Here is a 22,228-nt window from a genome sequence, read left to right as displayed (position 1 = left end):
CGCTCGGGGCGATCAGCGCGAGAGCGCGGCCGCCCCGAACGCCTCGGGGAGCAGCGCCGACAGCGAGGTGGTCCGCGGCGCCACGCCGCCGGCCTCGGCGGCGATGAGGCGGATCGGCAAATCCACCGCGAACTCGGCGAGGGTTTGCCTGCACATCCCGCACGGGCTGCCGAGCACGGGCCCGCTGGTGGCGACGGTGAGCGCGATCGGATCGCGCTCGCCGGCCGCGACCATCTGCACGATGGCGGAGCGCTCCGCGCAGATGGTGAGCCCGTACGAGGCGTTCTCGACGTTGCAGCCGGTGAACACGCGGCCGGATCGCACGAGGATCGCCGCGCCCACCCGGTAGCTGGAGTACGGTGCGTGCGCCCGCGTCCGGACGGCGAGGGCGGCCTGGTCGAGCGCGTCCCAGTCGATCGCCTGCGCCGCTTCATCCGAGGCGAGCGCGTCGCCGGCGTCGCGCGGAGGGCGGCTCACGACGCCGAGCTCCCGGCTGCGACGTCGGCGCCGACGCGGCGGACCCACGCCGAGAGCAGCGCCGTGAACCGGGCGCGCGCCTCCCGGGCGGTCTCCTCGACCTCCTTGTGGTCGAGCTCGCGCTTGGTCAGCCCCGCGGCGAGGTTCGTGACGCACGAGATGGCCGCGGCCGGCACGCCCATGTGCCTGAGCGCGATGATCTCCGGGACCGTGCTCATCCCGACCGCATCGGCCCCGAGCGTGCGCAGCATCCGGATCTCGGCGGGCGTCTCGTACGTCGGCCCGAGCAGCGCGGCGTAGATCCCCTCGCGCAGGGCGACGCCCGCGTCGCTCGCGGCCGTCCTCGCGAGCTCGAGCAGCCTGGGATCGTGCGCGTAGGTCATGTCGGGGAAGCGCTTGCCGAGCGCCTCGTCGTTCGGCCCGACCAGCGGGTTCGCTCCCATCAGGTTCAGGTGATCGGTGAGCAGCATGAGATCGCCGGCGGCGAATCCCGGGTTGATGCCGCCGGCCGCGTTGGTCAGGAGAACGGCGCGACAGCCGAGCCGGGCGAGCACCCGCACGCCGAACACCACCTTCGCCGGCGGGTGCCCCTCGTAGAGGTGCGCGCGCCCCTGCAGGCAGGCGACCTGCACGTCCCCGACGCGGCCGGCGCAGAGGAAGCCGGGGTGCCCGGCGACGGCCGGCCGGGGCATGCCGGGGATGTCCGCGTAGGGCACCTTCACGAGCTCGGCGAGCTCGTCGCCCCAGCCGCCGAGCCCTGATCCCAGCACCACACCGACGCGCGGAGGCGCTTGAATTCGTTCGCGAATGACGCGCGCGGCTTCGTCGAGCTCAGGCAGGAGGGTCACCGTGACAAGCTACCCCAGGGCGGCGCAAAGGGTAAACGTCGCAGCGTAAACGTCGCAGCGTAAACGTCGCGGATGCACGGCGGCGCCGCGCGTGGTAGGGTCGCCGCCCTTTCGGGGCAAGTGACGACGATGGGCACCAAGATCGAAGATTTCTTGAAGGAAAAGAAGATCGACCCCCGCCGCATCATCGCGGCGTCGGTGAAGATCGAACGGCTGCAGCCGGAGGATCGGGCGATTCGCCTGATCAAGCGGCTGGCGCGTGGCAGCGAGGACGCTGCCAAGAAGAAGGAGGCGTCCAGCGCCAAGAAGCCGCGCAGCGGTCGTCCCGTGACCGACCGCACGCTGAGCGCCGCGCTGCAGGGCAAGCCGATCAGCGGCCCCGCGAAGACGCGCGTGCTTCGCGCGGTCAACCGGCTCCTCGAGCAGAAGAAGCAGGAGAAGGTCGAGCTGTCGGCGCTCTTCGAGCTGCCCAAGAAGGGCGGCGCGGCGGGGGCCGAGGCCGCGGGCTGAAGCCGACGGGGACGACCCGGACGGCGCCGCGATCTCCTCGATTCGCCCGGCTGGAGCGCGCGTCGGCCTGAGGCCGGCGCGGGCTCCAGCCGGGCCCCTTTTTGTCAGGGGCTGAAGCGCTCGCTAGACACGCTCGCGGCGGCGGGAGCCCAGATCGAGCAGATCGGCGGCGACGAGGGCCACGGTCAGCGATACGGCGATGAAGATCATGCGCCGGAAGGTCGCGCCAATGTGGCTCAAGGAACAACTTTTCTGCGTTCGGCGTAACCGCCGCCTGGGAGAGCAGCCGTGCGGCGTCATGAATGATCCGGCGGCTCGGCGCATCAGAGCCCTCCGTGCATACCGTGGCGGTCGAGACGGGGGCGCTGTGGGTGCACCTCTCGCGGTCGTTCTTCCCGGCTGATACGGCTGCGCCGGACGGCCGTGGCGACGAGCTGCCCGAGTGCGCTGCCAGAGACGCCCACGCGCCGCTCCATGTCGCGTTCGCGGGCGGTGACCGCTCTCGTCGTCTGGCGCTCCTCGTCTCTCCGTCGAGCTCCATGAGCGCCGACGGGGCGGGTAGGCTTCCGCAGGTGGCTCAGCCCGACGACGTGGGCGAGTGGATCCGCCGCTTCCAGAGCGGCGACCCGGCGGCGTTCGCGGAGATCTTCCGCCGCTACCGCCGCGACGTCGCGCGCCTCGTCTTCAGGATGCTCGGGCCGACCGCCGACGCAGAGGACGTCATCCAGGAGGTGTTCATCCAGGTGCACCGGAGCCTGGGTGACTTCCGGGGGCAATCGAAGTTCACGACGTGGCTCCACCGGGTGACGGTCAATGCCGTGCTGATGGCGCGGCGCGCTGCGCGCTGCCGGCCGGTGTTCGTGGGCGAGCTCGGCGTCGATACCGAGGCGGACCGCGGCATGCTCCCGGACGAGGACGCCGCTCGCGCCCGCAGGATCGACGCCTTTCGGCGGGTGCTGGAGCGCCTCCCCGAGAAGAAGCGGGTCGTCTACGTCCTGCACGAGCTCGAGGGGATCCCGCCGAACGAGATCGCGGAGATCGTCGGCGCGCCGGTGCTGACGGTGCGGACGCGCCTGTTCTATGCGCGCCGCGAGATCGAGGCGATGATGCGCGCCGAGCCCGCGCTCGCCCAGCTCGCCGCCGAGCTGGCCGAGGGCGGCGCGGACAAGGCGGATGGCGCCGAGCCGGCAGCGGCGCGCGCGCGCGTTTCCGTGGGGGGCGCCGCCGTGGGATACCCCGCGGCGGATCCATCGGCTGTCGACGCGGAGGACGCATGAGCGGCGCAAAGCACTACGACCGGGCGCGCGAGCACATGGAGCGGCTGCTCCGCGCCGAGCAGCCGCCCGAGCCGCGCTGGGAGACCATCGAGCGCGAGCTGTTCGCGCGGATCGAGCGGGCCGCTCCGGTCCACCGCGCCGCGCCGCCGCAGCGCTCGCCGCTCGGGCGCGCGCTCGGGTTCGCGGCGGCGGCGGCGGCCATCGCGTTCGCGGTCCTCGCGGCCGGGCGCTCCGCTCCGCCCGTTACGGCGACGTCGACGCCGCCGCGTGCCCGCGATCTCGCCGAGGTCCCCGCGGCGGCCGGCGGCGACCGGGCGTCCGGCGACCTGGACTTCCGCGCCCTCCGGCCTGGCGACTCCGTCGAGGCCGCGGGCCACGCGGTCTCGTTCGTCGATGTCGGCTCGGTGCGCTGGACGCTCCTGCCGGACAGCCGCGCCGTCGTGCGCGCCGTGGGCGCGGCGGGGGTCGGCCACGTGATCTCGCTCGAGCGGGGCTCGGTGCGCGCCGACGTCGTCACGCGCGCGCCCGAGGAGGGGCTCGTCGAAGCGTTCGCCGTCGAGGTGGACGGCACCCGCGTCGCGGTGCACGGCACGCTCTTCACCGTGACCCGTCTGGAGGGCCGCGTGGAGGTCGACGTGGAGCACGGCACCGTCGCGGTCGGCCCTGCGGCGTACCGCGGCGCGACCACCGCGCACCTCCTCGTCGGCCCGTCGCGCGGCACCTTCTCGCTCGACGGCGGCCGCGAGGCGCGCCTCCTCGATCGCCTCGCGCCGCAGGAGGGCGCCGCCGCGGTCGCGTCGCCGGAGCCTGCGCCTGCGCCCGCTCCGTCCCAGCCGGCCGTCGGCGCGCGTCCGCCGGGCGGAGCCGTTCTGGCCCCGGCGGTCGTGGCTCGCGCGGAGGAGCCCGCCGCCTCTGCGGCCGCCGAGCCGACTGCGCTGCTGTCGCCGCTGACGACCGAGCCCCCGCCCGTCGCCGCGTCGCCGGTCCCGGAGGCGCAGGAGGCGTCTGGCCCGACGGCGCTCACCCCGGCCTCCGCGCAGTCGCTGCTGTCGAGCTGCTTCGCGCGGGAGAGCGCGAGCGGCAGGTCCTCGGTCCGCCGGTCGATCGTCTCGACGCTGCACGTCTCCGTGCGCCCCGACGGCAGCGTCGCCGCCCTGCGCTTCAACCCGCCGCTCCGGCCGGCGCTGCAGGCTTGCGCCGAGGGCCTCTACCGAGGGCGCTTCGCGGGAGGCCCGAGGCAGATCGAGATCCCCCTGACCATCGACGACTGAGCGGGTGACCGCCGCTCTAGAGGGAGCCGAGGAGCTGCGTGAGCGCGTAGGTTTCTCGCGCGCCCATCACGCCGAACTGTACGCCCATCCCCTCAGGGGTGGTCCATCGCACCACCGACGGGATCACGGCGACCTGCTTCAGTCCTTGCAGGGACAGCAGCACCTCGACGGTCGCGCCGAAGGGAGCCGGCGAGCTCGTCTCGATGAACATCCCGCCGAGGCTGAGGTCGCGGCATATCGCGTCGACGCGCGGGCCGTCACCGATCCGGAACGCGATCGAGAGCTCGATTTGCTTGCGCGGGTGCTTCCGGTGATCTCGCACGTTCCTCGCTGGCTAGCTGCGCGGCGCTGAAGCGCGCCGCGTGGGGTACTCTGGAGCGCAGAGGAGACGATCAATGTCGCGAGCCGAGAGCGTCGCTGTCAAGCGCCGGGAGCCACGCTCGAGTTCTTCTTCGAGTGGCTCGAGTGGCTCGAGTCGCTCGAGTCGCTCGAGCCGATCGAACAACAGCGGCAGCAACACCCCCGTGGTCGCGGTCGCGTCGTCCGCGAGGGGCGACGCGGGGGCGCGCCGCGGCTGGAAGCGGCACCTCGAGGGCTGGGAGCCGGGGCTCGTGGCCGTGTTCATCGCGGGCTCCGCGGCGATCCTCGCCGTGCCGCGGTCGGTCGAGCCGGCCGAGCTGCCGCTGCCGCTCGCCGACGCGCGAGCCCTCGCGCGCGTGCGCGACGCGGACATCACCCGCGCGCGCGAGGCCGAGGAGCTCGGGCTCGACGCCGAGGTGCGCGAGCTCGGCTCCGCCGTCCGCGCGTTCGGGCTCGTGGACGCCGACGCGGATCACACCGAGGCCGAGCTCCTCGCCGCGCGCGCGCGCGTGATCGACGCCGTGAGCCGCGCGCTCGCCCAGGGGGACGAGGCGGTGCTCCGGCTGCGCGCCTACCAGCTGAGGGCGTTCGTCCGCGAGGTGCGCCGCTTCGAGGCGACCGGCGAGGAGTCCGACGAGCTCCGCGAGCTCGGCGGCGACTTCCTCGGGCTGCTCCGCCGAAACGCCTGGCTGGGGCAGGGGGACGCGGCGCAGCGCGGCGGCGCGGAGGGGGCCCGCCGCGTCGCCATGGATGGCGTCGTGCTCGGTGTGCTCTTCAAGAAGCGCTGGAGCGCCATCGTCGGCGTCCAGCGAGATCCGTTCGCCCCGGCGCTCGACGAGGAGCGCGCGCTGTTCAAGTTCTTGCTCGCGCACCCGCTCGTCGCCGCGAGGAGCGCGCAGACCCTCCCGGCTCCTCCCGACGAGGAGACGGCGGCGCGCCTTGCGCAGGCGGGCGGGTCGGGGCCGCGCTCGCCCGCGGCGGCGCTCCGCGCCGCGGAGGCGCGGCGCGCCGAGGAGCAGTATCGCCTGAAGAAGATCGACGAGCTCGCCGCGCTCGACCCCTCCTATCCCAGGCACCTCGCCCGCGGCGTCAGCCTCTATCGGCTGGGGAGCTTCATGCAATCGGCGGAGGCGTTCCGCAGCCACCTCGAGCAGCACCCCGACGGGGCGTACACGCTTCGAGCGCAGAACTACCTGCGCGCCGCGCTCGAGCGCGCGCGCGAGGAGCAATTCTAGGAGCGGCCTTCCGTCGGCCGCGCCGATCGATCGCGCCCGCGGCGCACCCCGCAGGGAGCCTACGGGCCCCTGCGCATCCCGCCGGGGCGGTAGGGGCGCCCGCTGATGCCCTTGGCCGGGTTGCCTTGCCCGCCGCGCCCTCGGCGCGTCTCCATCTCGTTCCAGATCCCCTGCCTGGCCGAGGCCTGCAGGAACCGGCGAGCGGCCGGAAATACCTCCTGCTCCTCGCTCTCCACGTGGCGCTGGTGCGCAGCGCGCAGGTCCTCGATGAGCTGGGGGATCGTCTCCACGACCTCGGGGCCGCCGTCTCTTTCGATCGCCGCGCGCAGCGCATCGATCGCGCGCTGTTGCGCCTTGTGCTCCTGCCGGAGGCGCTCGAGGGTCGGCGCGATCGCCTCGAGCACCGCGAGCCGCGGGTACAGCGAGCGCTCCTCGTCCTCGCGATGCCGGCTCATCGACCGCTCGAAGTAGGACACCACGCTGGAGAGACCCTCGAGCGCGGCGGCGCGCCCGCGGGGATCGCTGAGCGCGCGCGCGGCGCGCGCGAGGTCGTTCAGGTTCTCTTCCAGGCTCCGGTGAGCGGCGGCGAGCTTCTCGAGCGGATCGATCCGGTCATCGGACATTCATCGATGATCGAACGACAAGGCGCACACGTGGAAGCCCTTTATTCCTTCCGCGCGCGATTGGCGCTCCGCGTCGCGCGCGCGGCGTCGCGCGCTGGTCATCCGACCAACTCGCCACCTGACCAGCGGAGACCGTATCGCACCTCCGGCGCCGGTCATCCCGCGCGGGATCGCCGGTGCGTTCTACGGAAGGCCCGCGTTGCGGGGCAGATCGAGGTGCAGCGCGGGCGCCAGCATCTCGCGCGCGAGGTGCACCTCGAGCAGATCGATCACGGGGCTCTTCGACACCGCGCGGAGCCGCTCGTCCGCGCCGGCATCCCCCGCCGCCTTCCTGGCCATCGCGGTGTAAAATTGCGCCTCTACCCGCTGCGCTGTGTTCCGGGCGAGCCTGCCGAGATCCGCGTCGCTGAGCCCACCGTTCGCCCAGGCCGCGAGCTTTCCCGTCCAGGACGCGCGGCTCGTCGCGCTGTCCAGCGCGCGGCCCGCGGTGCCGTCGGTCGCGGCGCCGAGGGCGCGCTCCAGCAGCAGGACCCAGAGCCCGCCGTAGATGAGATCGTCCTCGTCCACGTTCGCCTCGAGGCCGCGCTTCAGCGCCCGCCGCGCGGCGGGGAGATCGCGCTCCACGAGCGCGCGCCCCACGGCGTCGAGCATCGTGGCGCCGAGCTGCGGCGGCTCGGCCGCCACCAGGGCGAACGCCCGATCGTACGCCCGGGTCGCGCCCTTCTCGTCGCCATAGCCGTCGAGGATGCGCCCGAGCAGCCGCTCCGTCCGCGCCTTGGCGCCGGGATCCCGGGCGCGCTGCCGGGTGTCGAGCGCGGCGGCGAGCGCGGCGTCGAGCGACTCCTTCGCCCGGTCCTGCGTGCCGGCGTCGCGGTGGAGCTCGAAGGCGAGCAGGTGCGCCTGGATGATCTCGAGCGGCGCGCTGCGCGCGTCCGGCGCTCCCAGCGCGCGCCGCACGTCCTCGAGCGCCGCCTGGGGCTCGCCGGACTGCCGCTCGGCCATCGCGAGCACCGTGAGCCCGTTGACCGTCGGCTCGGCCGCCGTCGCCGCGCGGAGCAGCGGCAGCGCGGCCACGAGGTTGCCGGCGCGCAGCTCGAGCGACGCCATGAGAGAACGGACGCGGGCGCCCGACGGATCGAGCGCGCCGCCGCCGCGCGCCGCCCGATCGGCGAGCACGAGCAGCGGCCCCGCCGCGTTGTAGGTGCGCCGGGCCGCGTCGAAATCGTCGTTCGACGCCTCCTCCGAGAGCGCGCTCAGCACGAGCCCGAGCGCGGCCCCGAGCGCGCCCGGGCTCGGTCGGTCGCCGAGCGCGCCGGCGATCACGAGCGGCGTCGCCTCGGACATGCCGAGGCGGATCATCACCTGGGAGAGGAGCGTGGCGCTGTCGTAGTTCTGCGGGTCGCGCCGGTAGGCCTCGAGGGCCGCGCCCCAGATCGCCCCGTCGAGCAGATCCTGCCGCATCCCGGTCTCGGCGTCGCGCTCCTGCGCCTCGTGCTGCGCGAAGGCGGCGGCGAGCGCCTGCCACGAGACCGCGTCGTCGTCGGAGGCGGCGGCCTTGAGCCGCTGGTACAGGCCGGGCGGGATCACCCGGCGCACGCTCGTCCGGTCGATCTGATCGATCGCGCCCTTCGCGTCGCCGAAGCGGAGGAACAGCGCCGCCAGGCTCGCGCCGCCCGACTCGAGCGCGCGCGCTGCCTCGACCGCCTCCTCGCGCTCCGGCCTCGCGCCGCCCTGCCGGTACTCGATGTTGAACTCGATCGCCCGATCGATCCACGCCACGGTGGCGGCGGCCGCGCGCTGGATCGACTCCGCGCGGCCGTCGACGAGGGCGCGCGAGACGGCCGCGCGCTGATCCGCGCCGAGCTGCTCGAGCGGCCCGCCGGTGCGCGTCTCCTTCATCCACTGCTCGAGCGCGGCGAGGTGCTCGTCGCTCTCGGCGCGGGCGCGGCTCCCGCTCGGCAGCGCGGCGGAGCGGAGCTCCATGAGGGCCCGCACCCGCCCCTCGTCGCCGCGCGGGCTGAGCCGCTCGATCGCGCCGGCGATGGCGCGCTCGCCCACGGCGTCGATCATCTCGGCGCGCCCCTCGCCGGGACGGACGAGGGAGAGCGCGCCCAGGACGCTCTCGACGGCCCGGTCGGGCTGCCCTGCGTTGAAGCGCCCCGCGGCGTGCGCGAGCTGCCTGCGGACCACGCCGATGAGCAGGCCCGTGCGCTGCGGGCTCTGCTTGCCGTCGCGCACGACCGCCAACAGGCTGGCGGAGAAATCGGCGTCGCGGACCTCGACGGCAGCGACGCGGCCCTCGGCGCCTGGCGGCCCCTTCGCCCCCGGCGAGCCAGAGGCCCCGCAGGCGACGGGAGAGAGCGCGAGGGCGAGCGCGGCGAGACCCCGAGCGAGACGGCGCCGAGGGAACAGGGGCGGCAGCGACATTGCGAGCCAGTGTACACGGGGGGAGCGTGAGCGCACCCCTCGGAGGCGCTACCGCGAGCCGTCGCCGAGCTTGCGGCCGAGCAGCTTGGAGGCGAGCGTCTCGCCGAGCTCGCTCATCATCAGCTGCTCGACCACCGCCTCGGTGGCGGCGCTCTCCTCCTCGCTCGCGTACTGGAACTCGATCCCCATCCCCGCCGGAGCCGACTCCGTCGCCTCGGCGGTCGTGACGATCCACTTCACCCGCCCGCGAAGGCGGAGCGGCTCGGCCAGGTTCCGGATCGAGAGGGCGAACACAAACTCGGTGCCGATCGCGAGCGGGCGATCCGTCCGGATGAACGTCCCGCCTTTCGAGATGTTGCGCGTGTAGTCGGCGAAGAACGTGTTGAGCCGTTTGTACTCTACGCTCAGCTCGATCGCGGCACGCTGGGCTGAGCGGCGGTCAGCTTCCGTCACGGGACCCACCCTACCACGGCGCATGCGGGCCAATGCGGGCCAGAGTAAAGTCGCTGGCCATGCGACTCGGAGGGGTCAGGGCCGCGCTGGCGAGCGGGCGAGGCACGATCGACGCGACGCTCGCCGCCGGGCGGGCGGTGACGCAGGCGGGGCTGCTCGCCGCGCTGCGTTGGCCGGGGCTCAAGGTGCTCGCGCGCGAGCTCGCGCGGGGCAAGGCGAACCCGTCGCTCTTGTTCCGTTTCCACGCCGAGAACAGCCCGCACCGGATCGCGGTGATCGAGCCGCTGAGCCTCGCGCCCCGCGCGGCGGAGCGAGGCGCGGGGCCCCCGGCCGAGGATCGGGTCGACTCCTTCTTCGCGCTGAACGAGGCCATCGATCGGCTGGGCTACGCGCTCGACCGGCGCGGCGTCGGCCCGGGCGTCGCCGTGCTGCTCGCGCTCAAGAACCGCCCCGAGTTCCTGACGTGCCAGGTCGCGCTGGCCCGCGTCGGCGCGTCCGTGGTGGCGGCCTCGTGGCGATCGACCCCCGCGGAGCTCGCCTACCTCGCCGGCCACTCCGGGGCGCGCCTGCTCCTGTTCGACTCCGACATCGCCGGCGTGATCCGCGAGGCCGCGCCGCGGCTCGAGGGGATCCCGCCCGGGGAGATGATCGCGATCGGCGAGCGCGCCCCGGGCTTCTCGCACCTCGACGACCTCCTCGCCGAGCGCGGCGCCGCGCCGGATCGGAGCGAGCGCGCCGCGGTGGTGATGTACACGTCCGGCACCACCGGCAAGCCGAAGGGCGCGGTGCGCGGCTTCGGCGGCGGCATCGTCCTGCCGGCGCTCGGGGCCATCGGCGCGACCCCGATGCGCGCGGGGGACGTGCACCTCGCCGTGTGCCCGCTCTACCACCTCACGGCGCTCGGCTTCGTCAACCTGTCGCTCATCGTCGGCGCCACGATCGTGATCCTCCCGGAGTTCGAGCCCGAGCTCTTCCTCGAGGCGATCCAGCGGTACCGCGTGACCACCACGGCCGTCGTCCCGACGATGCTCCACCGCGTCCTCGAGCTCGGCGAGGCGCGGCTCAGCGCTTACGACACGTCGTCGCTCACCGCGATCTTCGTTGGCGGCGCGCCGCTCTCGCCGGCGCTCGCGGCGGAGGTGATGGCGGCGTTCGGCGACCGGCTCTTCAACTTCTACGGCGCGACCGAGACGGGCATCGTGACGATCGCGGGCCCCGGGGATCTGCGCGCCTCGCCGGGCACCATCGGGCGCCCCGTCGCCGGCAGCGAGCTGCTGCTCCTGCGCGAGGACGGGACGCCGTGCGAGGACGGCGAGGTGGGCGAGCTTTACGTGAGGAGCTCGTTGCTGGTCTCCGGCTACCACAGGGACCCAGGCGCCACGCGCGAGTCGACGCGCGACGGCTACTTCTCGGTCGGCGACCTCGCCCGCCGCGACGCGCGCGGCTGCTACCACCTCGAGGGCCGCAAGCGGGAGCTCATCATCTCGGGGGGCGTGAACGTGTACCCCGCCGAGGTGGAGTCGGTCCTCCACGAGCACCCGGCGGTCGCCGAGGCCGCGGTGGTGGGCGTCCCGGATCGCGCCTTCGGGGAGCGCGTGCGCGCGGTCGTCGCCCTGCGCCCCGGCGCGACCGCGAGCGAGGGCGACATCCGGGCGCACTGCCGCGCGCGGCTCGCGGGCCCGAAGGTCCCGCGCGAGGTCGTCTTCGTCGACGCGCTGCCGCGCAACCCGACGGGCAAGGTGATGAAGCGCGAACTCGCCGGGCCCGAAGGGAAATCAGCGGATTAGGCGGCCCGGTAGCCGCTGTCCCGGGAGGGCGATCGATGCTATTTCGCACGTCGTGCGGGATCCGTACGAAGTATTGGGCGTCGAGCGTTCCTCGACGCAGGATGAAATCAAGAGCGCCTTCCGGCGGCTCGCCGGCCAGCACCATCCCGACAAGAACCCGGGGGATCAGGGCGCGCACGTCCGCTTCAAGGAGCTGAACGCGGCCTACCAGATCCTGAGCGATCCGCAGAAGCGCGCGGCGTTCGATCGGTTCGGCCCCGCCGCCGTCGGCGCCTCCGCCGGCTCGGGGGTCCCGGGCGTGCCCTTCGACATGCAGGACCTCAACCTGGACGCCATCTTCGGCGATCTCCTCGGCGCCCTGGGCATCCGGGTCGGCGACCGCGGGACGCTGCAGAAGGAGGTGCGGATCACGTTCGAGGAGGCGGCGTTCGGCTGCGCGAAGGAGATCACCTACGATCGCGTCGAGCCGTGCGGCGACTGCGCCGGCTCGGGCTCCGCGCCGGGCGCGTCGACCGAGCGCTGCTCGGCGTGCTCGGGCCGCGGCCGCGTCCGGATGCAGCAGGGGATGTTCCCCATCGCGATCGAGCGCCCCTGCGGGCGGTGCCGCGGCACGGGGCGGATCGTGACCGACCCGTGCAGGACGTGCCGCGGCGCCGGCCTCGCGGCGAAGCAGAAGACCATCGAGGTGACGATCCCTCCGGGCGTGGAGAACGGCGCGACGCGGCTCGTGGAGCGCGGCGGCAACGCCGTCCGCTCCGACCGCGGTCCGGGCGATCTGGAGCTCACCATCCGCGTCTCGCCGCACGAGCTCTTCCGCCGCGTCGGCGACGACGTGGTGTGCTCGGTGCCGATCTCGTTCGCGCGCGCGGCGCTCGGCGGCGAGCTGGAGATCCCGACCCTGGAGGGGAAGGGCCGGCTCCGCATCCCCCCGGGCACGCAGCCCGGCGCGGTGCTCCGGATCAAGGGCAAGGGCATACCGCGTCGCGTCGTGGGCGGGCGCGGCGACCAGCTCGTCGAGGTGAGCGTCGAGGTGCCGACGCAGCTCACCGCGACGCAGCGGGAGCTCATCGCGCAGCTGGCGAAGGACCTCGGCGAGAACGTGCAGCCTCAGCAGGCCACCTTCATGGAGAAGCTGAAGGGGCTGTTTGGTTGACCTGGCGCGCGGCCGCGCGCGATCCTCTGCGCTCTGCTGAACGCCGAGGCACGAGCCCTGCCTCGAGCGCCTGAGCCGACATGGCGACGGAGGCATTGGACATGGACAAGGCGAAGTTCATCGACGTCCTGAGCGACTCCACCGGAGAGACGGCAGAGAAGGCCGTGCGCGCCGCGCTCCTCCAGTACCCGGACGCGGGGGTGCAGATCCGCCTCCACACCCGGGTGCGCACGCCGGAGGTCGCGCGGCCGGTGCTCGAGCGCGCGGCCCGGGAGGGCGCGCTCGTCGTGTTCACCGTGGTGAGCCCCGAGCTGCGCGAGTTCGTGCATGCGTCCACCGCCGAGCTGAACATCGAGGCGATCGATCTGATCGGCTCGCTCATCGTCCGGCTCGGCACCTTCCTCGACCGGGAGCCGATCAACCTGCCGAGCGCGATGCTCCCGCTGAGCGAGGAGTACTTCCGGCGCATCGAGGCGGTGGAGTTCGCGGTGAAGAGCGACGACGGCAAGGAGCCGCGGAACTTCAAGAGGGCCGACATCGTCCTCGTCGGCGTCTCGCGCACGTCGAAGACGCCGCTGTCGACGCTGCTCGCGCAGCGCGGCCTCAAGGTCGCGAACCTGCCCCTGGTGCTCGGCGTCCCGCCGCCGCTCGAGCTGATGGAGGCCCCCCAGGATCGGGTCGTCGGGCTGACCATCGGGCTCGATCAGCTCTGCGAGATCCGGCAGGCGCGGCTGCGCCAGCTCGGGATGCCCTCCGAGACCAACTACGCGATGCGCGAGCACGTCCGCCAGGAGCTGGACTTCGCGAACCGCCTCTTCGCCGCGCACCCGGAGTGGCCGGTGGTCGACGTCACCAAGCGCGCCATCGAGGAGACGGCGGTGATCATCCTCGAGCACCTGAAGGAGCGCGACGAGCGCGCCAAGGTCGCGCGCTCCTCGCTCGTGTGAGACCGCGCGGCCGAGCGGCGCGCCGGGCACCGCGGCACGGCGCGCCGGCGGGGCGGGGGCGTGTCCTGATGGGGCGCGGCGTGTCCTGATGGGCGGGTGGGGTGTCCAGATGCGCGGGTGGGGTGTCCTGATGGGCGGGTGGGGTGTCCTGATGGGCGGGTGGCGCGTCCTGATGGGCGGGTGGCGCGTCCTGATGGGCGGGTGGCGCGTCCAGACTTTCGTGCCACGGGCGCCGCCTCGACATGCCAAGATCCAGCACGGGTAAAGGAGCAGCAAGAGGACACACTTCGGGAGGGCGGGCGAGTACTACGCGATGTCGGAGCTGCTGCTGCGCGGCTGGAACGTCGCGGTGCCGGTGGTCGATGTGGGCGACGACGCGTTCGTGATCGACGATCGCGACAAGACGACGCGCCGGGTTCAGGTGAAGACCGCGAAGGCGGCGCCGATCGAGGGCTCCACGGAGAGCTCGGGCGCGAGGCGCGTGCGTGCCACGTTCAAACTGTCGCGTCAGCAGATGCGGACGCAGCAGGCGATAGAGCTCTTCTACATGCTCCTCGTGCGGCTCCCGGCGAGCTGGAGATTCCTCGTCATCCCGCGCCGGGATCTGTTCCAGCTGAGGGAAGCTTGTGTCGCGATGGCGGGAACCAGCTCAGGGCGGCGTCCGCGCTCCGACGAAGACGCGACCACGGACACGCTCATCTTCGCCGTGGATCTCGAGCTCGAAACGAACGTTGCACACGCCTGGGGGGGCGTCCTCGACCGTTACCTCGACCGATGGCCGGACGAGCTGTGTGTCGTCGAGGGCGGTCCGGGCAGCGTCGGGAACGGCAGCGCAGCCGAGCCTATGCCGCCGTCCGCGGGAGATCCTTCTCGCTGACCGGGTCGCGGAACACGACGCCGCCGAGCGGCCGCAGGCGATCCTCGCCGAGGCCCGTCAGGAGAATCACGATCTGCGGCGCGATGCTCCCCCGCACCTCTTCGTAGTCAGCCTGCGTCTCGTGCGCGATGAAGATCCGGTCGCGAGCGCGCACCGCCGATCCGAACGTGGCGCGGAGTCGATCGAGCGACCGCGGCTCGAGCGCGAACGTCGCGCCGTCTCGGTTGACGCTGCGGTAGATGACGATCGGCTCGGCCGTGGCTTCGCTCATGGATCGAGTATGCGGCGAGCCTCACAGCGTGGCAACGGACGCGAGGCCACGGTCACCCGCTCGGCGCCGCGTCATGGGCCGCGGAGGCCGCTCTCCTCGGGCGCTCGGCGGAGCGCCGCGAGCTGCGCGCTCTGCGGCTCCAGCGAGATCAGCTCACGATCTTGAGGGCGCGGCCGACGAGGACCTCGTTGTGGCTTCCGGTCCTGTACCCGCCGAGATCGAGCGTCACGTACCGGAAGCCGTGCCGCTTGCCGGCGGCCACGATCTCGGCGCGCACGGGCGGATCGGCGGCGCGCGCGAGCTCGCCCGCGTCGAGCTCGATGCGCGCGAGGTCGTCGTGGTAGCGGACGCGGACCTGGCGGAACCCGAGGCCGCGCAGCGCCGCCTCGAAGCCGCCGATCTGCGCGAGCCGCTCGCGCGTGACGCTGGTCCCGTAAGGGATCCGGCTGGAGAGGCAGGCCGCGGCCGGCTTGTCCCAGATGGGCAGGCCGACGCGCGCCGCGCCGGCGCGCACGTCGGCCTTGCTGAAGCCGAGCTCGACGAGGGGGCTCAGCACGCCCGCCTCCCGCGCCGCCTCCAGCCCGGGGCGGTAGTCGCCGAGGTCGTCGGTGTTGGTGCCGTTCACGATCGCCGCGAGCGCCCACTCGGACCGCTTTCGCGCGGCGATCCGGTAGAGCTCGCTCTTGCAGTGGAAGCAGCGATCCGGGTTGTTCGCGACGTAGCGCGGATCGTCGATCTCGGACGACTCGACGAGCCGGTGGTCGGCGCCGATCAGCCGGGCGATCGAGGTGGCCTCTTCCTTCTCGGCCGGCGCGAGGCTCGGCGAGACCGCGGTCATCCCGACGGCCCTCGGGCCGAGCTCCTGGTGCGCGACCGCGAGGACGAAGGCGCTGTCGACCCCGCCGGAGTAGCAGACGAGGACCGATCCGAGCTCCCGGAGCCGGGCGCGCAGCCCGGCGAGCTTGGGATCGATGGGCGAGCCCTCGGGCGTGGACGGCAGCGCGGACATGGCGATCCTCTTACCATAAGCCGCGTTCCGCGCCGGTCGGCCCGGCGTCCGCCAGGTTACTTGCGGTCCGAGCGCCGGTTCTGACACCCTGCAGGGCGAGATGGACCCGAAGAGGAAGCAGGCCGCCCGCACCTCCCTGCCGTCCGCGCTCGCGGCGGCGCTCGCGGCCGCCGCGTTCGCTGGCCAGGGGTGCAGCGACAACCGGCTGCCGCCGCGGGAGCTGCCGCGCGCCGAGGAGCAGCGGGCGCTCCCGCGATGGTACCCGGAGAAGCCCTGGTCGGAGCAGGGCGGGGAGAGCCAGGTCTACATCGAGGGCAAGATCGTCTTCGACACGAGCAAGGCGACGATCCGGCCGGGCAGCGAGAAGACGCTGGAGACGCTGCTCCAGTTCATCAAGGAGCACCCCGAGGTGACGCGGCTGCGGATCGAGGGGCACACGGACGCGCAGTCGAGCGAGGAGCACAACCAGTCGCTCAGCGCCCGGCGCGCCCTCGCGGTCGCCGACTGGCTGGTCGATCACGAGGTCGAGAGCGACCGGCTGATCGCCGTGGGCTTCGGCGAGTCGCGCCCGCTCGGGCCGAACGAGATCGCGGCAGGCCGCAGCGAGAACCGGCGGGTCGAGTTCCACGTGGCCGAGGTGAACGGGCGCCCCTTCCTGGGGCAGGATCCGTACAGGGGCGGCCTGGCGCTGGAGGTGCTGAGCCTCGAGCAGCGCAAGCAGCGCGCGGAGCAGGCCGCGCAGCTCAAGGCGCCCCCGCCCCGCAAGGGCTTCGTTGCGACGGGCGACGAGATCAAGCCGGTGCAGGTCAAGCCGCGGGCCACGTCGGAGGCGCAGGAGGGCGAGCCCCCCGCGCCGAGCGCGCCGGCCAAGGAGAGCGCGCCGCCGCGTGACGGCGGTGGCGCGGCGCCCGCGGGCGGGGGCTGAGCGACCTCAGGGCGCGAGGTGCCGCGCGCGCGGCGCCCGCGTCCTGTAACGCTCGAGGAGCGCGAGCGTCGCGTCGAGCGACGCGCCGTACGGGAGCACGTTCCCCTTCGGCGTGGCGTACTCGAGGTAGAGGTTGTCGTCCGTGGACAGGATCGGGCCGCCGTCCTCGGCCGCGTCGGCGACGAGGCGGTCGAGATCGTCGCCCGAGGTGACGAGGGCGTCGAGGAGGTCCTCGAGCCGCGCGCCGGCGAGCGTCGCCTGGAGCGACGGGCGCGCGTCGAGCCCGGCGAGGCGCGCCCCCGAGGCGACGAGCGGCGCGCCGCTCGCGACGAGGATGCCCTGCGCGCCGCCCACGAACAGCGCGACGTGCGGGAACGCGCTGCGCATCGTCCTCACCACGACGGCGAGCTCGCGCCGCCGGATGTGGTGGAGCTGCACCCACTGCTGGAGGACGCCGCCCTCGGTGAGCCGGGACCGGGCCAGCTCGTAGAACTCGTGGCTGTAGAGGCTCGCGGCGCCCGCGAACCAGACGCTGGTGAGCTCGATGGCGATGAGATCGTAGCGGCCCGGGGCGGCGACGAGCAGCTCGTTCCTGCCGTCGTTGAGCGAGAGGCGGACGCGGGGATCGTCGAGCGCGCGGAGGCTCGGGCCGGCGAAGAAGCGCCGAGACGCCTCGACGATCGCGGGCGAGATCTCGGCGACGTCGATGCGCTCGAAGGGGTAGGCCGCGATGGTGCCGGTCGTCGTGCCGGTGCCCAGGCCGATGACGAGCGCGGCGCGCGTGTCGCGGAGGAAGAGCGAGGGGAAGTGCGCGAACCGCCGCTGCGCCGTCATCTCGGGGCCGTCGTCGCCCTGGAACTTGCCGTTCGTGTACATGGTCGTGACGCCGGCGAGGTGCGCGACCGTGGTGACGCCGCCGTGCACGTCCTCGCGCACGAAGTCGATGCGCTCGGGGCGCGGCCCCATGGCGAAATAGACGTTCGCGCCGCTCGTGAGGCGGGCCATGTCCCAGCGGGGCGCGAGCACGGCGAGCGCCCCGGCCGCCGCGGCCAGCGCGAGGGCGCGGGGGAGCTCCGCGCCGGCGCGCGCGGCGGCGAGGACGGCCGTGAGGGCGAAGGCGAGCGCGATCGCCAGGAGCGCGCGCTCGGAGCCGAGCGCGGGCAGGATGAGGTAACCGGTGACGATGGATCCGGCGATCGTGCCCAGGGTGTTCGCCGAGGTCAGCCTGCCGACGCGCGCGGCGACGTCCGCGTGCGCGGCGGCGCGCGCGAGGAGCAGGGGGAAGGTGGTGCCCATGCACAGCGTGGGCAGCGCGAGGATCGCGAGGGCGGCGAGCGCGCGGCACGCCTCGCGGCCGGCCCACCCGTCGACGTGCTTGCCAGCGAAGGCGAAGAGCCGCGGGAGCTGGTCCCAGAGCGGGACGGTGGCGGCGAGCGAGAGCGCGGCGGCGGCGAGCCCCCGGGAGAGCGCGCCCTCGCCGTGGCGGCGCGCGAAGGCAGGCGAGCGCGCGGCGCCGGCCGCGAGGCAGACGAGGAAGACGGCGAGCATCAGCCCGAAGGCGTAGGCGCTGTTGCCGATGAGCAGCGCGAGCAGGTGCGTCTGGACCACCTCGGCGGCGAAGACCAGGAAGCCCGACGCGAACGCGAGCAGGAGCAGGAACGGCGGTTCGGCCCGGCCGGCGGCCGCAGGGAGCGGAGCGTCCGCGGGGCGGGCCTCGGGGGAGCGCGCCTCGGAGGCGGCGGCAGCAGGCGCCGGGCCGCGCAGCCCGGCGGAGATCGCGACGACGCCGAGGACGAGGTTGGCGATCGCCGCGGACCAGAGCGCGCCTCGGATGCCGAGGTGCGGGAGGACCACGTAGGCGCCGGAGAGCGCGCCGGCCGCGCCGCCGGCCGTGTTGATGGCGTAGAGCGAGGCGAGGCGGCGCGCGGCGTCGTGCTCGGCGGGGGGCGCGCCGCCGTCCGGCGGGGCGCCGGCGCGGAGGATGCGCGAGAGCACCGGGAGCGTGGCGCCCATCGCGACCGTGGGGACGACGACCACGAGCGCGGTCAGCGCGGCGCGCGCCGCGGTGAGCAGCGCGAGCGAGTCGGGCGCGGCGCGGGCGACGGCGACGTAGGCCGAGGTCAGCGCCTCGAACAGGAACGGCGAGACGGCGCAGATCGCGCCGACGATCGCCTCGAGCGCGCCGTAGACGACGAGCGGGCGGCGCGCGGACGCGGCGTGGCGGCCGCCGAGGTGCGCGCCGAGGGCGAGGCCGCCCATGAAGGCGGCGAGGACCGTGCTCACGGCGTACGCGGTGGCGCCGAAGACGTAGCCGAGCAGCTTGGAGAAGGCGACCTCGTAGAGGAGGCCGGTCGCGCCGGAGACGAAGAACAGGGCGGCCACGAGCGGGAAGCGGGAGCGCACGGGCGCGCACGCTAGTACAGGCGCCCGGCGAGCAGGCACCTCAGAGCGCCGAGGACGACATCCCTCGCCAGGCGGCCGAGGGCGGGCGCGAAGCGCCGCGCCGTCACCAGCCGAGCCGCTGCAGCCGCTCTCTGGCCCCCTTCACCCCGAAGATCGTCTCTTCGCCGGGCGGTACCACGGGCGCGAGCAGCACCGCCGCGAGCACCGCGGTGACGACCAGCGGCGCTCGCGCGTCGTCGCCGGCGATCGGCGGCTCTCGCACCTGCCAGACCCGCCGCGCCCGCGCGAGCAACGCGTCGAACCCGCGGCCGCCGATCGCCCGCACCCCCGCCGCGGCCGCCGCGCGCACGAGCGGCGCGCGATCCAGCGGCACCGTCATGACGAGCACGCGGCTCGGCGTGCGTGGCGTCGAGGAGGTGCGCGCGATGTCCACCTCGACGGCGTCGGCCATCGGCGTGGTCCCCGACGGGTACGCCTTCTTCTGCACGAGCGTCAGCTCCGCGCCGAAGAAGACGCGCGCCTGATGCGCCCAGCGGTGCTCGTCGATCCGCGCCTCGGGCTCCGGCGACAGCAGCGACCACCCCTGGCTCGGAGGCAACAGCTCGATACGTCCTTCCGCCCACCCGCTGCCGTCGAATTCCATATGCGTGCCCGCTGCCACGGTAATCCCTGGTTTGACCTGGTCCGGATCGCACGAACGCGCGGCCGGTGGTCTATAGTTCGTGCCATCTAGGGTAAAGGTGAGCCCTGCATGCCGAAGTCCGATCAGGCGTCGGAAGAGCAAGGCCGGGCTGCCCTGAGGGCGGCCCTCTTTGTACACCGGCGCGCGCCGCTGTCCCGTCTGCTCGCGCGCCGCGGGCTCGGTCCGTACCGCGGGTACGGCGAGCTCCTGGAGGCGATCGAGCGCCTGGCCGACCGCGGGGCGCAGGTCACGCTGATCGGGCGCTCGATCCGGGGCGAGCCGCTGCTCGCCGTTCAGCTGGGCGCAGGCAGCCTGGCCGCTGCGCGCGGCGAGAGGCAAGCCGCGGGCCTCCTGGCGCTGAGCGCCCAGGGAGGACGGAGCGTTGCGAACGGCGTCTCGCTCCGTCCGCTCGATGGCACGCCGGATGGCACGCCGGATGCCGATACGGATGCCGATGGCAGCCGCGCGCCGGGCGGCGCGGACGATCCGGCGCAGCGCGACGCCGCCATCGCTTCGTTGGCCGAGCGCGCCGAGCGCGCCAGCCTGCGCCCCTCGACGGGAGCCGGGTCGCGCGAGCGCGTGCGGACGACGGTGATCCTGTCCGGGATCCACCCCCTCGAGTGGATCGGCATCGAGGCCCACCTCGCGCTGCTCGATCGCCTCGCGACCCAGGACCTCGGCGGCCGGTCGATCCTCGCCGTCCCGATCGTCAACCCGGATGGGCTCCTCCGCGTCGAGATGAACCTCCGCGCCGGGCGGCACCGGTACGTGCGGGGCAATGCCCGGGGTGTCGACCTGAACCGGAACTTCGACGCGGGATGGTACGAGCGCGGCCTCATCCAGCGCTTCATCGGGCTCCTCTTCTCGCCCGGCAGCCGCCCCGCCAGCGAGCCGGAGGTGGAGGCCATCGCGCACGCGCTGTCGTCGCGCCGGATCGACCGCGCCTTGTCGCTGCACAGCGCCGGCGGCGCCGTGCTGTACCCGCCGGCGCACAGCCTCTGGCCCGTGGCCGACGCCGCCGAGCACCGCGCCTTCGCGATGCGCGTCGCGCGCGCCGCGGACCGCAGGCCGTACCGCGCCATGTCCTACGTCCGCTTCGCCTGGGGCGTCCGCAAGGCGGGCCTGGAGATCGACTGGCTCCACGATCGCCACGGGGCGCTGTCGCTCCTCGTGGAGTGCTCGCGCGGCGAGCTCGGTTTCCGGCCGTCGCGCCTCGTCGAGCCGTTCGCCTGGCACAACCCCCGGCGGCTCGACGACGCCACGCCGCCGCTCGTCGACGCCCTCCTGCCCTTTGTGAAGGGTGCGCGCGCCTGAGCAGGCCGCTCAGAGCTCGACAGGCTCGCTGACGGGGAGCTTCTGCAGGCCGAGGAGGACGCCGATGGCGGCGAAGCTCGCCGCCATCAGGCCGTAGGCCGCGAGCGCCCGGTGCTCGATCAGCCAGCCGGCGCCGATGGGGCCGATGATCTGCGAGATGCTCGCCAGCGACTGGCTCACGCCGAGCGCCGCGCCCTGCTCGTCGCGGCCGACGCTCTTCGTGAGGAGCGTGGTGACGGCCGGCCGCACCACCGCCGCGCCGAACGCCGCGATCCCCACGAGCGTGAGCAGCACGGGCAGGGTGTACGCGACGCCGAGCAGGCCGTAGCCGACCACCATCGCGCCGAAGCCGAGCAGCGCGAGCCGCTCCTCGCCGTACCGCTTCGCCAGCCGGCCGATCAGGCCGCCCTGGATGCTGCCGCCGATGAGCCCGGAGAAGGCGTAGAGGTAGCCCGTCTCCTTGACGCCGAACGCGAAGCGCCGCTCGAGGAAGAGCGCGAGGCCGCCGATGAGCGTCGAGAAGGAGAGGGAGAAGGCGAAGAACTCGAGCAGCCGGCGGCGCGGGAGCGGCCGGTCGAAGTACCGGCGGAACGCGTCTCCGCGGCGCATCGACGCCGGCCGGGCGGCCCCGGCGGCCGCCCCTTCCTGGGCCGCCGGCAAGGGCGGCTTCGCCGGGAGCAGCGTGGCCGTGAGGAGGACCGACAGGAGCGACAGCGCCGCCGCGCCGTACGCCGGCGCGCCGTAGCCGAAGCGGCTCGCGAGCTCCCCCGTGATGGCCGGGCCGAGCAGGAACCCGGAGCCGAAGGCGATGCCGATCAGGCCGAACGCCTTGGTGCGCTCCTCGGGCCGGGTCACGTCGCTGATGTACGCCTGCGCGATCGTCAGGTTCCCGGCCGTGAGCCCGTCGATGATCCTCCCGAGGAACAGCATCCAGAGCGAGCTCGCCGAGCCGAGCACCAGGAACCCGAGGAACGTGCCGGTCTGGCTCACGAGCAGCGTGGGTTTGCGGCCCACCCGGTCCGAGATCCGGCCGAGGATCGGCCCGGAGACGAGCTGACAGACCGCGTAGCTCGCCGCGAGCACGCCGACCACGAGCTCGCTGGCGCCGAAGTGCTCGGCGTAGAACGGGAGGAGGGGGAGGACGAGCGTGAGGCCGAGGACGTCGACGAAGACGGTAAGGAAGATCGGCAGGAGCGGCGAGCGGAGCATGGTGGCTTTCGGTGGCGATGGACTGCGGTGACGGCCGCCGGCGACCGGGCCGGCGATGGCCGGGCCTCCGGACGGGCCTCCGGACGGCGTTGTCCTCATGACGCATCTGCGCCGCGGCGGGTACCCTCCAGCGCGCGTCCAGCGCTCGCGCGGGGCACGGGCCTGGCCGC

Annotated in this window: 21 protein-coding genes; 10 read left to right on the top strand and 11 right to left on the bottom strand. The window is 73.8% G+C overall.

Going from position 1 to position 22,228, the window contains the following annotated elements; genetic code table 11:
* Window positions 1–12 precede the first annotated feature (12 nt).
* Window positions 13–477: a cytidine deaminase gene (locus WMF27_RS29155; RefSeq protein ID WP_437765599.1), complete on the bottom strand. Its 465-nt coding sequence runs from the start codon at window positions 475–477 to the stop codon at window positions 13–15.
* Window positions 474–1,325 (bottom strand): purine-nucleoside phosphorylase, encoded by an 852-nt coding sequence (locus WMF27_RS29150; RefSeq protein WP_437765600.1) that lies wholly within the window; start codon window positions 1,323–1,325, stop codon window positions 474–476. Before WMF27_RS29150 ends, WMF27_RS29155 begins: the two co-directional genes overlap by 4 nt.
* A 72-nt stretch (window positions 1,326–1,397) precedes the next feature.
* Here WMF27_RS29150 and WMF27_RS29145 point away from each other — a divergent pair, with 72 nt between their 5' ends.
* The 3 genes from WMF27_RS29145 to WMF27_RS29135 all read left to right on the top strand — a co-directional run bounded on the left by WMF27_RS29145 (window position 1,398) and on the right by WMF27_RS29135 (window position 4,383).
* Window positions 1,398–1,835 (top strand): hypothetical protein, encoded by a 438-nt coding sequence (locus WMF27_RS29145; RefSeq protein ID WP_437765601.1) that lies wholly within the window; start codon window positions 1,398–1,400, stop codon window positions 1,833–1,835.
* A 335-nt stretch (window positions 1,836–2,170) separates the two neighbouring features.
* Window positions 2,171–3,112: an RNA polymerase sigma factor gene (locus WMF27_RS29140; protein ID WP_437765602.1), complete on the top strand. Its 942-nt coding sequence runs from the start codon at window positions 2,171–2,173 to the stop codon at window positions 3,110–3,112.
* Window positions 3,109–4,383 (top strand): FecR domain-containing protein, encoded by a 1,275-nt coding sequence (locus WMF27_RS29135; RefSeq protein WP_437765603.1) that lies wholly within the window; start codon window positions 3,109–3,111, stop codon window positions 4,381–4,383. The genes WMF27_RS29140 and WMF27_RS29135 overlap by 4 nt, the downstream gene beginning before the upstream one ends.
* A gap of 16 nt (window positions 4,384–4,399) precedes the next feature.
* Here WMF27_RS29135 and WMF27_RS29130 read toward each other — a convergent pair whose 3' ends face one another.
* Window positions 4,400–4,705, bottom strand: a complete 306-nt coding sequence (locus tag WMF27_RS29130; protein WP_437765604.1) for a PilZ domain-containing protein — start codon at window positions 4,703–4,705, stop codon at window positions 4,400–4,402.
* A 202-nt stretch (window positions 4,706–4,907) separates the two neighbouring features.
* On the opposite strand from WMF27_RS29130, the gene WMF27_RS29125 reads away from it, so the two are divergent.
* Window positions 4,908–5,978 carry a hypothetical protein gene (locus tag WMF27_RS29125; RefSeq protein WP_437765605.1) on the top strand — a complete coding sequence of 357 codons (1,071 nt, stop codon included), beginning with the start codon at window positions 4,908–4,910 and terminating at the stop codon, window positions 5,976–5,978.
* Between the two features lie 59 nt (window positions 5,979–6,037).
* Here the strand turns inward: WMF27_RS29125 and WMF27_RS29120 are convergent, their stop codons facing one another.
* The 3 genes from WMF27_RS29120 to WMF27_RS29110 form a co-directional block, all read right to left on the bottom strand.
* Window positions 6,038–6,601 (bottom strand): hemerythrin domain-containing protein, encoded by a 564-nt coding sequence (locus tag WMF27_RS29120; RefSeq protein ID WP_437765606.1) that lies wholly within the window; start codon window positions 6,599–6,601, stop codon window positions 6,038–6,040.
* Window positions 6,602–6,784: 183 nt separating this feature from the next.
* Window positions 6,785–9,028: a hypothetical protein gene (locus WMF27_RS29115; protein WP_437765607.1), complete on the bottom strand. Its 2,244-nt coding sequence runs from the start codon at window positions 9,026–9,028 to the stop codon at window positions 6,785–6,787.
* 48 nt (window positions 9,029–9,076) lie between these two features.
* Window positions 9,077–9,481 (bottom strand): PilZ domain-containing protein, encoded by a 405-nt coding sequence (locus tag WMF27_RS29110; RefSeq protein WP_437765608.1) that lies wholly within the window; start codon window positions 9,479–9,481, stop codon window positions 9,077–9,079.
* A gap of 59 nt (window positions 9,482–9,540) precedes the next feature.
* Here WMF27_RS29110 and WMF27_RS29105 point away from each other — a divergent pair, with 59 nt between their 5' ends.
* The 4 genes from WMF27_RS29105 (at window position 9,541) to WMF27_RS29090 (ending at window position 14,245) form a co-directional block, all read left to right on the top strand.
* Window positions 9,541–11,268, top strand: a complete 1,728-nt coding sequence (locus WMF27_RS29105; RefSeq protein WP_437765609.1) for a class I adenylate-forming enzyme family protein — start codon at window positions 9,541–9,543, stop codon at window positions 11,266–11,268.
* Between the two features lie 52 nt (window positions 11,269–11,320).
* Window positions 11,321–12,421, top strand: a complete 1,101-nt coding sequence (dnaJ, locus tag WMF27_RS29100) for a molecular chaperone DnaJ (RefSeq protein ID WP_437765610.1) — start codon at window positions 11,321–11,323, stop codon at window positions 12,419–12,421.
* 101 nt (window positions 12,422–12,522) lie between these two features.
* On the top strand, window positions 12,523–13,368 hold the full coding sequence (locus tag WMF27_RS29095) for a pyruvate, water dikinase regulatory protein (RefSeq protein ID WP_437765611.1): 846 nt from the start codon (window positions 12,523–12,525) through the stop codon (window positions 13,366–13,368).
* Window positions 13,369–13,681: 313 nt separating this feature from the next.
* Complete coding sequence (locus WMF27_RS29090; RefSeq protein WP_437765612.1) at window positions 13,682–14,245, top strand: hypothetical protein; 564 nt, start codon at window positions 13,682–13,684, stop codon at window positions 14,243–14,245.
* Here WMF27_RS29090 and WMF27_RS29085 read toward each other — a convergent pair.
* Window positions 14,211–14,516 (bottom strand): hypothetical protein, encoded by a 306-nt coding sequence (locus WMF27_RS29085; RefSeq protein WP_437765613.1) that lies wholly within the window; start codon window positions 14,514–14,516, stop codon window positions 14,211–14,213. The genes WMF27_RS29090 and WMF27_RS29085 overlap by 35 nt on opposite strands.
* Before the next feature lie 148 nt (window positions 14,517–14,664).
* Window positions 14,665–15,525 carry an ATP-dependent sacrificial sulfur transferase LarE gene (gene larE, locus WMF27_RS29080; RefSeq protein ID WP_437765614.1) on the bottom strand — a complete coding sequence of 287 codons (861 nt, stop codon included), beginning with the start codon at window positions 15,523–15,525 and terminating at the stop codon, window positions 14,665–14,667.
* A gap of 100 nt (window positions 15,526–15,625) precedes the next feature.
* Here larE and WMF27_RS29075 point away from each other — a divergent pair, with 100 nt between their 5' ends.
* Window positions 15,626–16,450 carry an OmpA family protein gene (locus tag WMF27_RS29075; RefSeq protein WP_437765615.1) on the top strand — a complete coding sequence of 275 codons (825 nt, stop codon included), beginning with the start codon at window positions 15,626–15,628 and terminating at the stop codon, window positions 16,448–16,450.
* 6 nt (window positions 16,451–16,456) lie between these two features.
* On the opposite strand, the gene WMF27_RS29070 is transcribed toward WMF27_RS29075, so the two are convergent.
* A complete protein-coding gene (locus WMF27_RS29070) occupies window positions 16,457–18,853 on the bottom strand; it encodes a fused MFS/spermidine synthase (RefSeq protein WP_437765616.1) in 2,397 nt (798 codons plus the stop codon).
* A gap of 103 nt (window positions 18,854–18,956) precedes the next feature.
* Complete coding sequence (locus tag WMF27_RS29065) at window positions 18,957–19,496, bottom strand: hypothetical protein (protein ID WP_437765617.1); 540 nt, start codon at window positions 19,494–19,496, stop codon at window positions 18,957–18,959.
* Window positions 19,497–19,604: 108 nt separating this feature from the next.
* Here WMF27_RS29065 and WMF27_RS29060 point away from each other — a divergent pair, with 108 nt between their 5' ends.
* Window positions 19,605–20,849, top strand: coding sequence for a M14 family metallopeptidase (locus WMF27_RS29060; protein ID WP_437765618.1), 1,245 nt, complete (start codon window positions 19,605–19,607; stop codon window positions 20,847–20,849).
* 9 nt (window positions 20,850–20,858) lie between these two features.
* Here the strand turns inward: WMF27_RS29060 and WMF27_RS29055 are convergent, their stop codons facing one another.
* Entirely contained in the window at window positions 20,859–22,058 is a 1,200-nt protein-coding gene (locus WMF27_RS29055) for an MFS transporter (RefSeq protein WP_437765619.1), read from the bottom strand.
* Window positions 22,059–22,228 lie beyond the last annotated feature (170 nt).

The sequence above is a fragment of the Sorangium sp. So ce281 genome (assembly GCF_051527395.1).
GTDB classification, from domain to species: Bacteria; Myxococcota_A; Polyangia; order Polyangiales; family Polyangiaceae; genus Sorangium; species Sorangium cellulosum_B.
The sequence above is the reverse complement of the archived record's forward strand: the minus strand, read 5'-3'. Positions and strand labels throughout refer to the sequence as shown.

Bases quoted from the DNA above. Each gene is read 5' to 3' on its own strand.
- WMF27_RS29145 (WP_437765601.1), top strand. From the start codon at position 1,398: ATGCACGGCGGCGCCGCGCGTGGTAGGGTCGCCGCCCTTTCGGGGCAA.
- WMF27_RS29135 (WP_437765603.1), top strand. From the start codon at position 3,109: ATGAGCGGCGCAAAGCACTACGACCGGGCGCGCGAGCACATGGAGCGG.
- WMF27_RS29120 (WP_437765606.1), bottom strand. From the start codon at position 6,601: ATGTCCGATGACCGGATCGATCCGCTCGAGAAGCTCGCCGCCGCTCAC.
- WMF27_RS29115 (WP_437765607.1), bottom strand. From the start codon at position 9,028: ATGTCGCTGCCGCCCCTGTTCCCTCGGCGCCGTCTCGCTCGGGGTCTC.
- WMF27_RS29105 (WP_437765609.1), top strand. From the start codon at position 9,541: ATGCGACTCGGAGGGGTCAGGGCCGCGCTGGCGAGCGGGCGAGGCACG.
- WMF27_RS29095 (WP_437765611.1), top strand. From the start codon at position 12,523: ATGGACAAGGCGAAGTTCATCGACGTCCTGAGCGACTCCACCGGAGAG.
- WMF27_RS29090 (WP_437765612.1), top strand. From the start codon at position 13,682: ATGTCGGAGCTGCTGCTGCGCGGCTGGAACGTCGCGGTGCCGGTGGTC.
- WMF27_RS29085 (WP_437765613.1), bottom strand. From the start codon at position 14,516: ATGAGCGAAGCCACGGCCGAGCCGATCGTCATCTACCGCAGCGTCAAC.
- larE (WP_437765614.1), bottom strand. From the start codon at position 15,525: ATGTCCGCGCTGCCGTCCACGCCCGAGGGCTCGCCCATCGATCCCAAG.
- WMF27_RS29075 (WP_437765615.1), top strand. From the start codon at position 15,626: ATGGACCCGAAGAGGAAGCAGGCCGCCCGCACCTCCCTGCCGTCCGCG.
- WMF27_RS29065 (WP_437765617.1), bottom strand. From the start codon at position 19,496: ATGGAATTCGACGGCAGCGGGTGGGCGGAAGGACGTATCGAGCTGTTG.
- WMF27_RS29060 (WP_437765618.1), top strand. From the start codon at position 19,605: ATGCCGAAGTCCGATCAGGCGTCGGAAGAGCAAGGCCGGGCTGCCCTG.
- WMF27_RS29055 (WP_437765619.1), bottom strand. From the start codon at position 22,058: ATGCTCCGCTCGCCGCTCCTGCCGATCTTCCTTACCGTCTTCGTCGAC.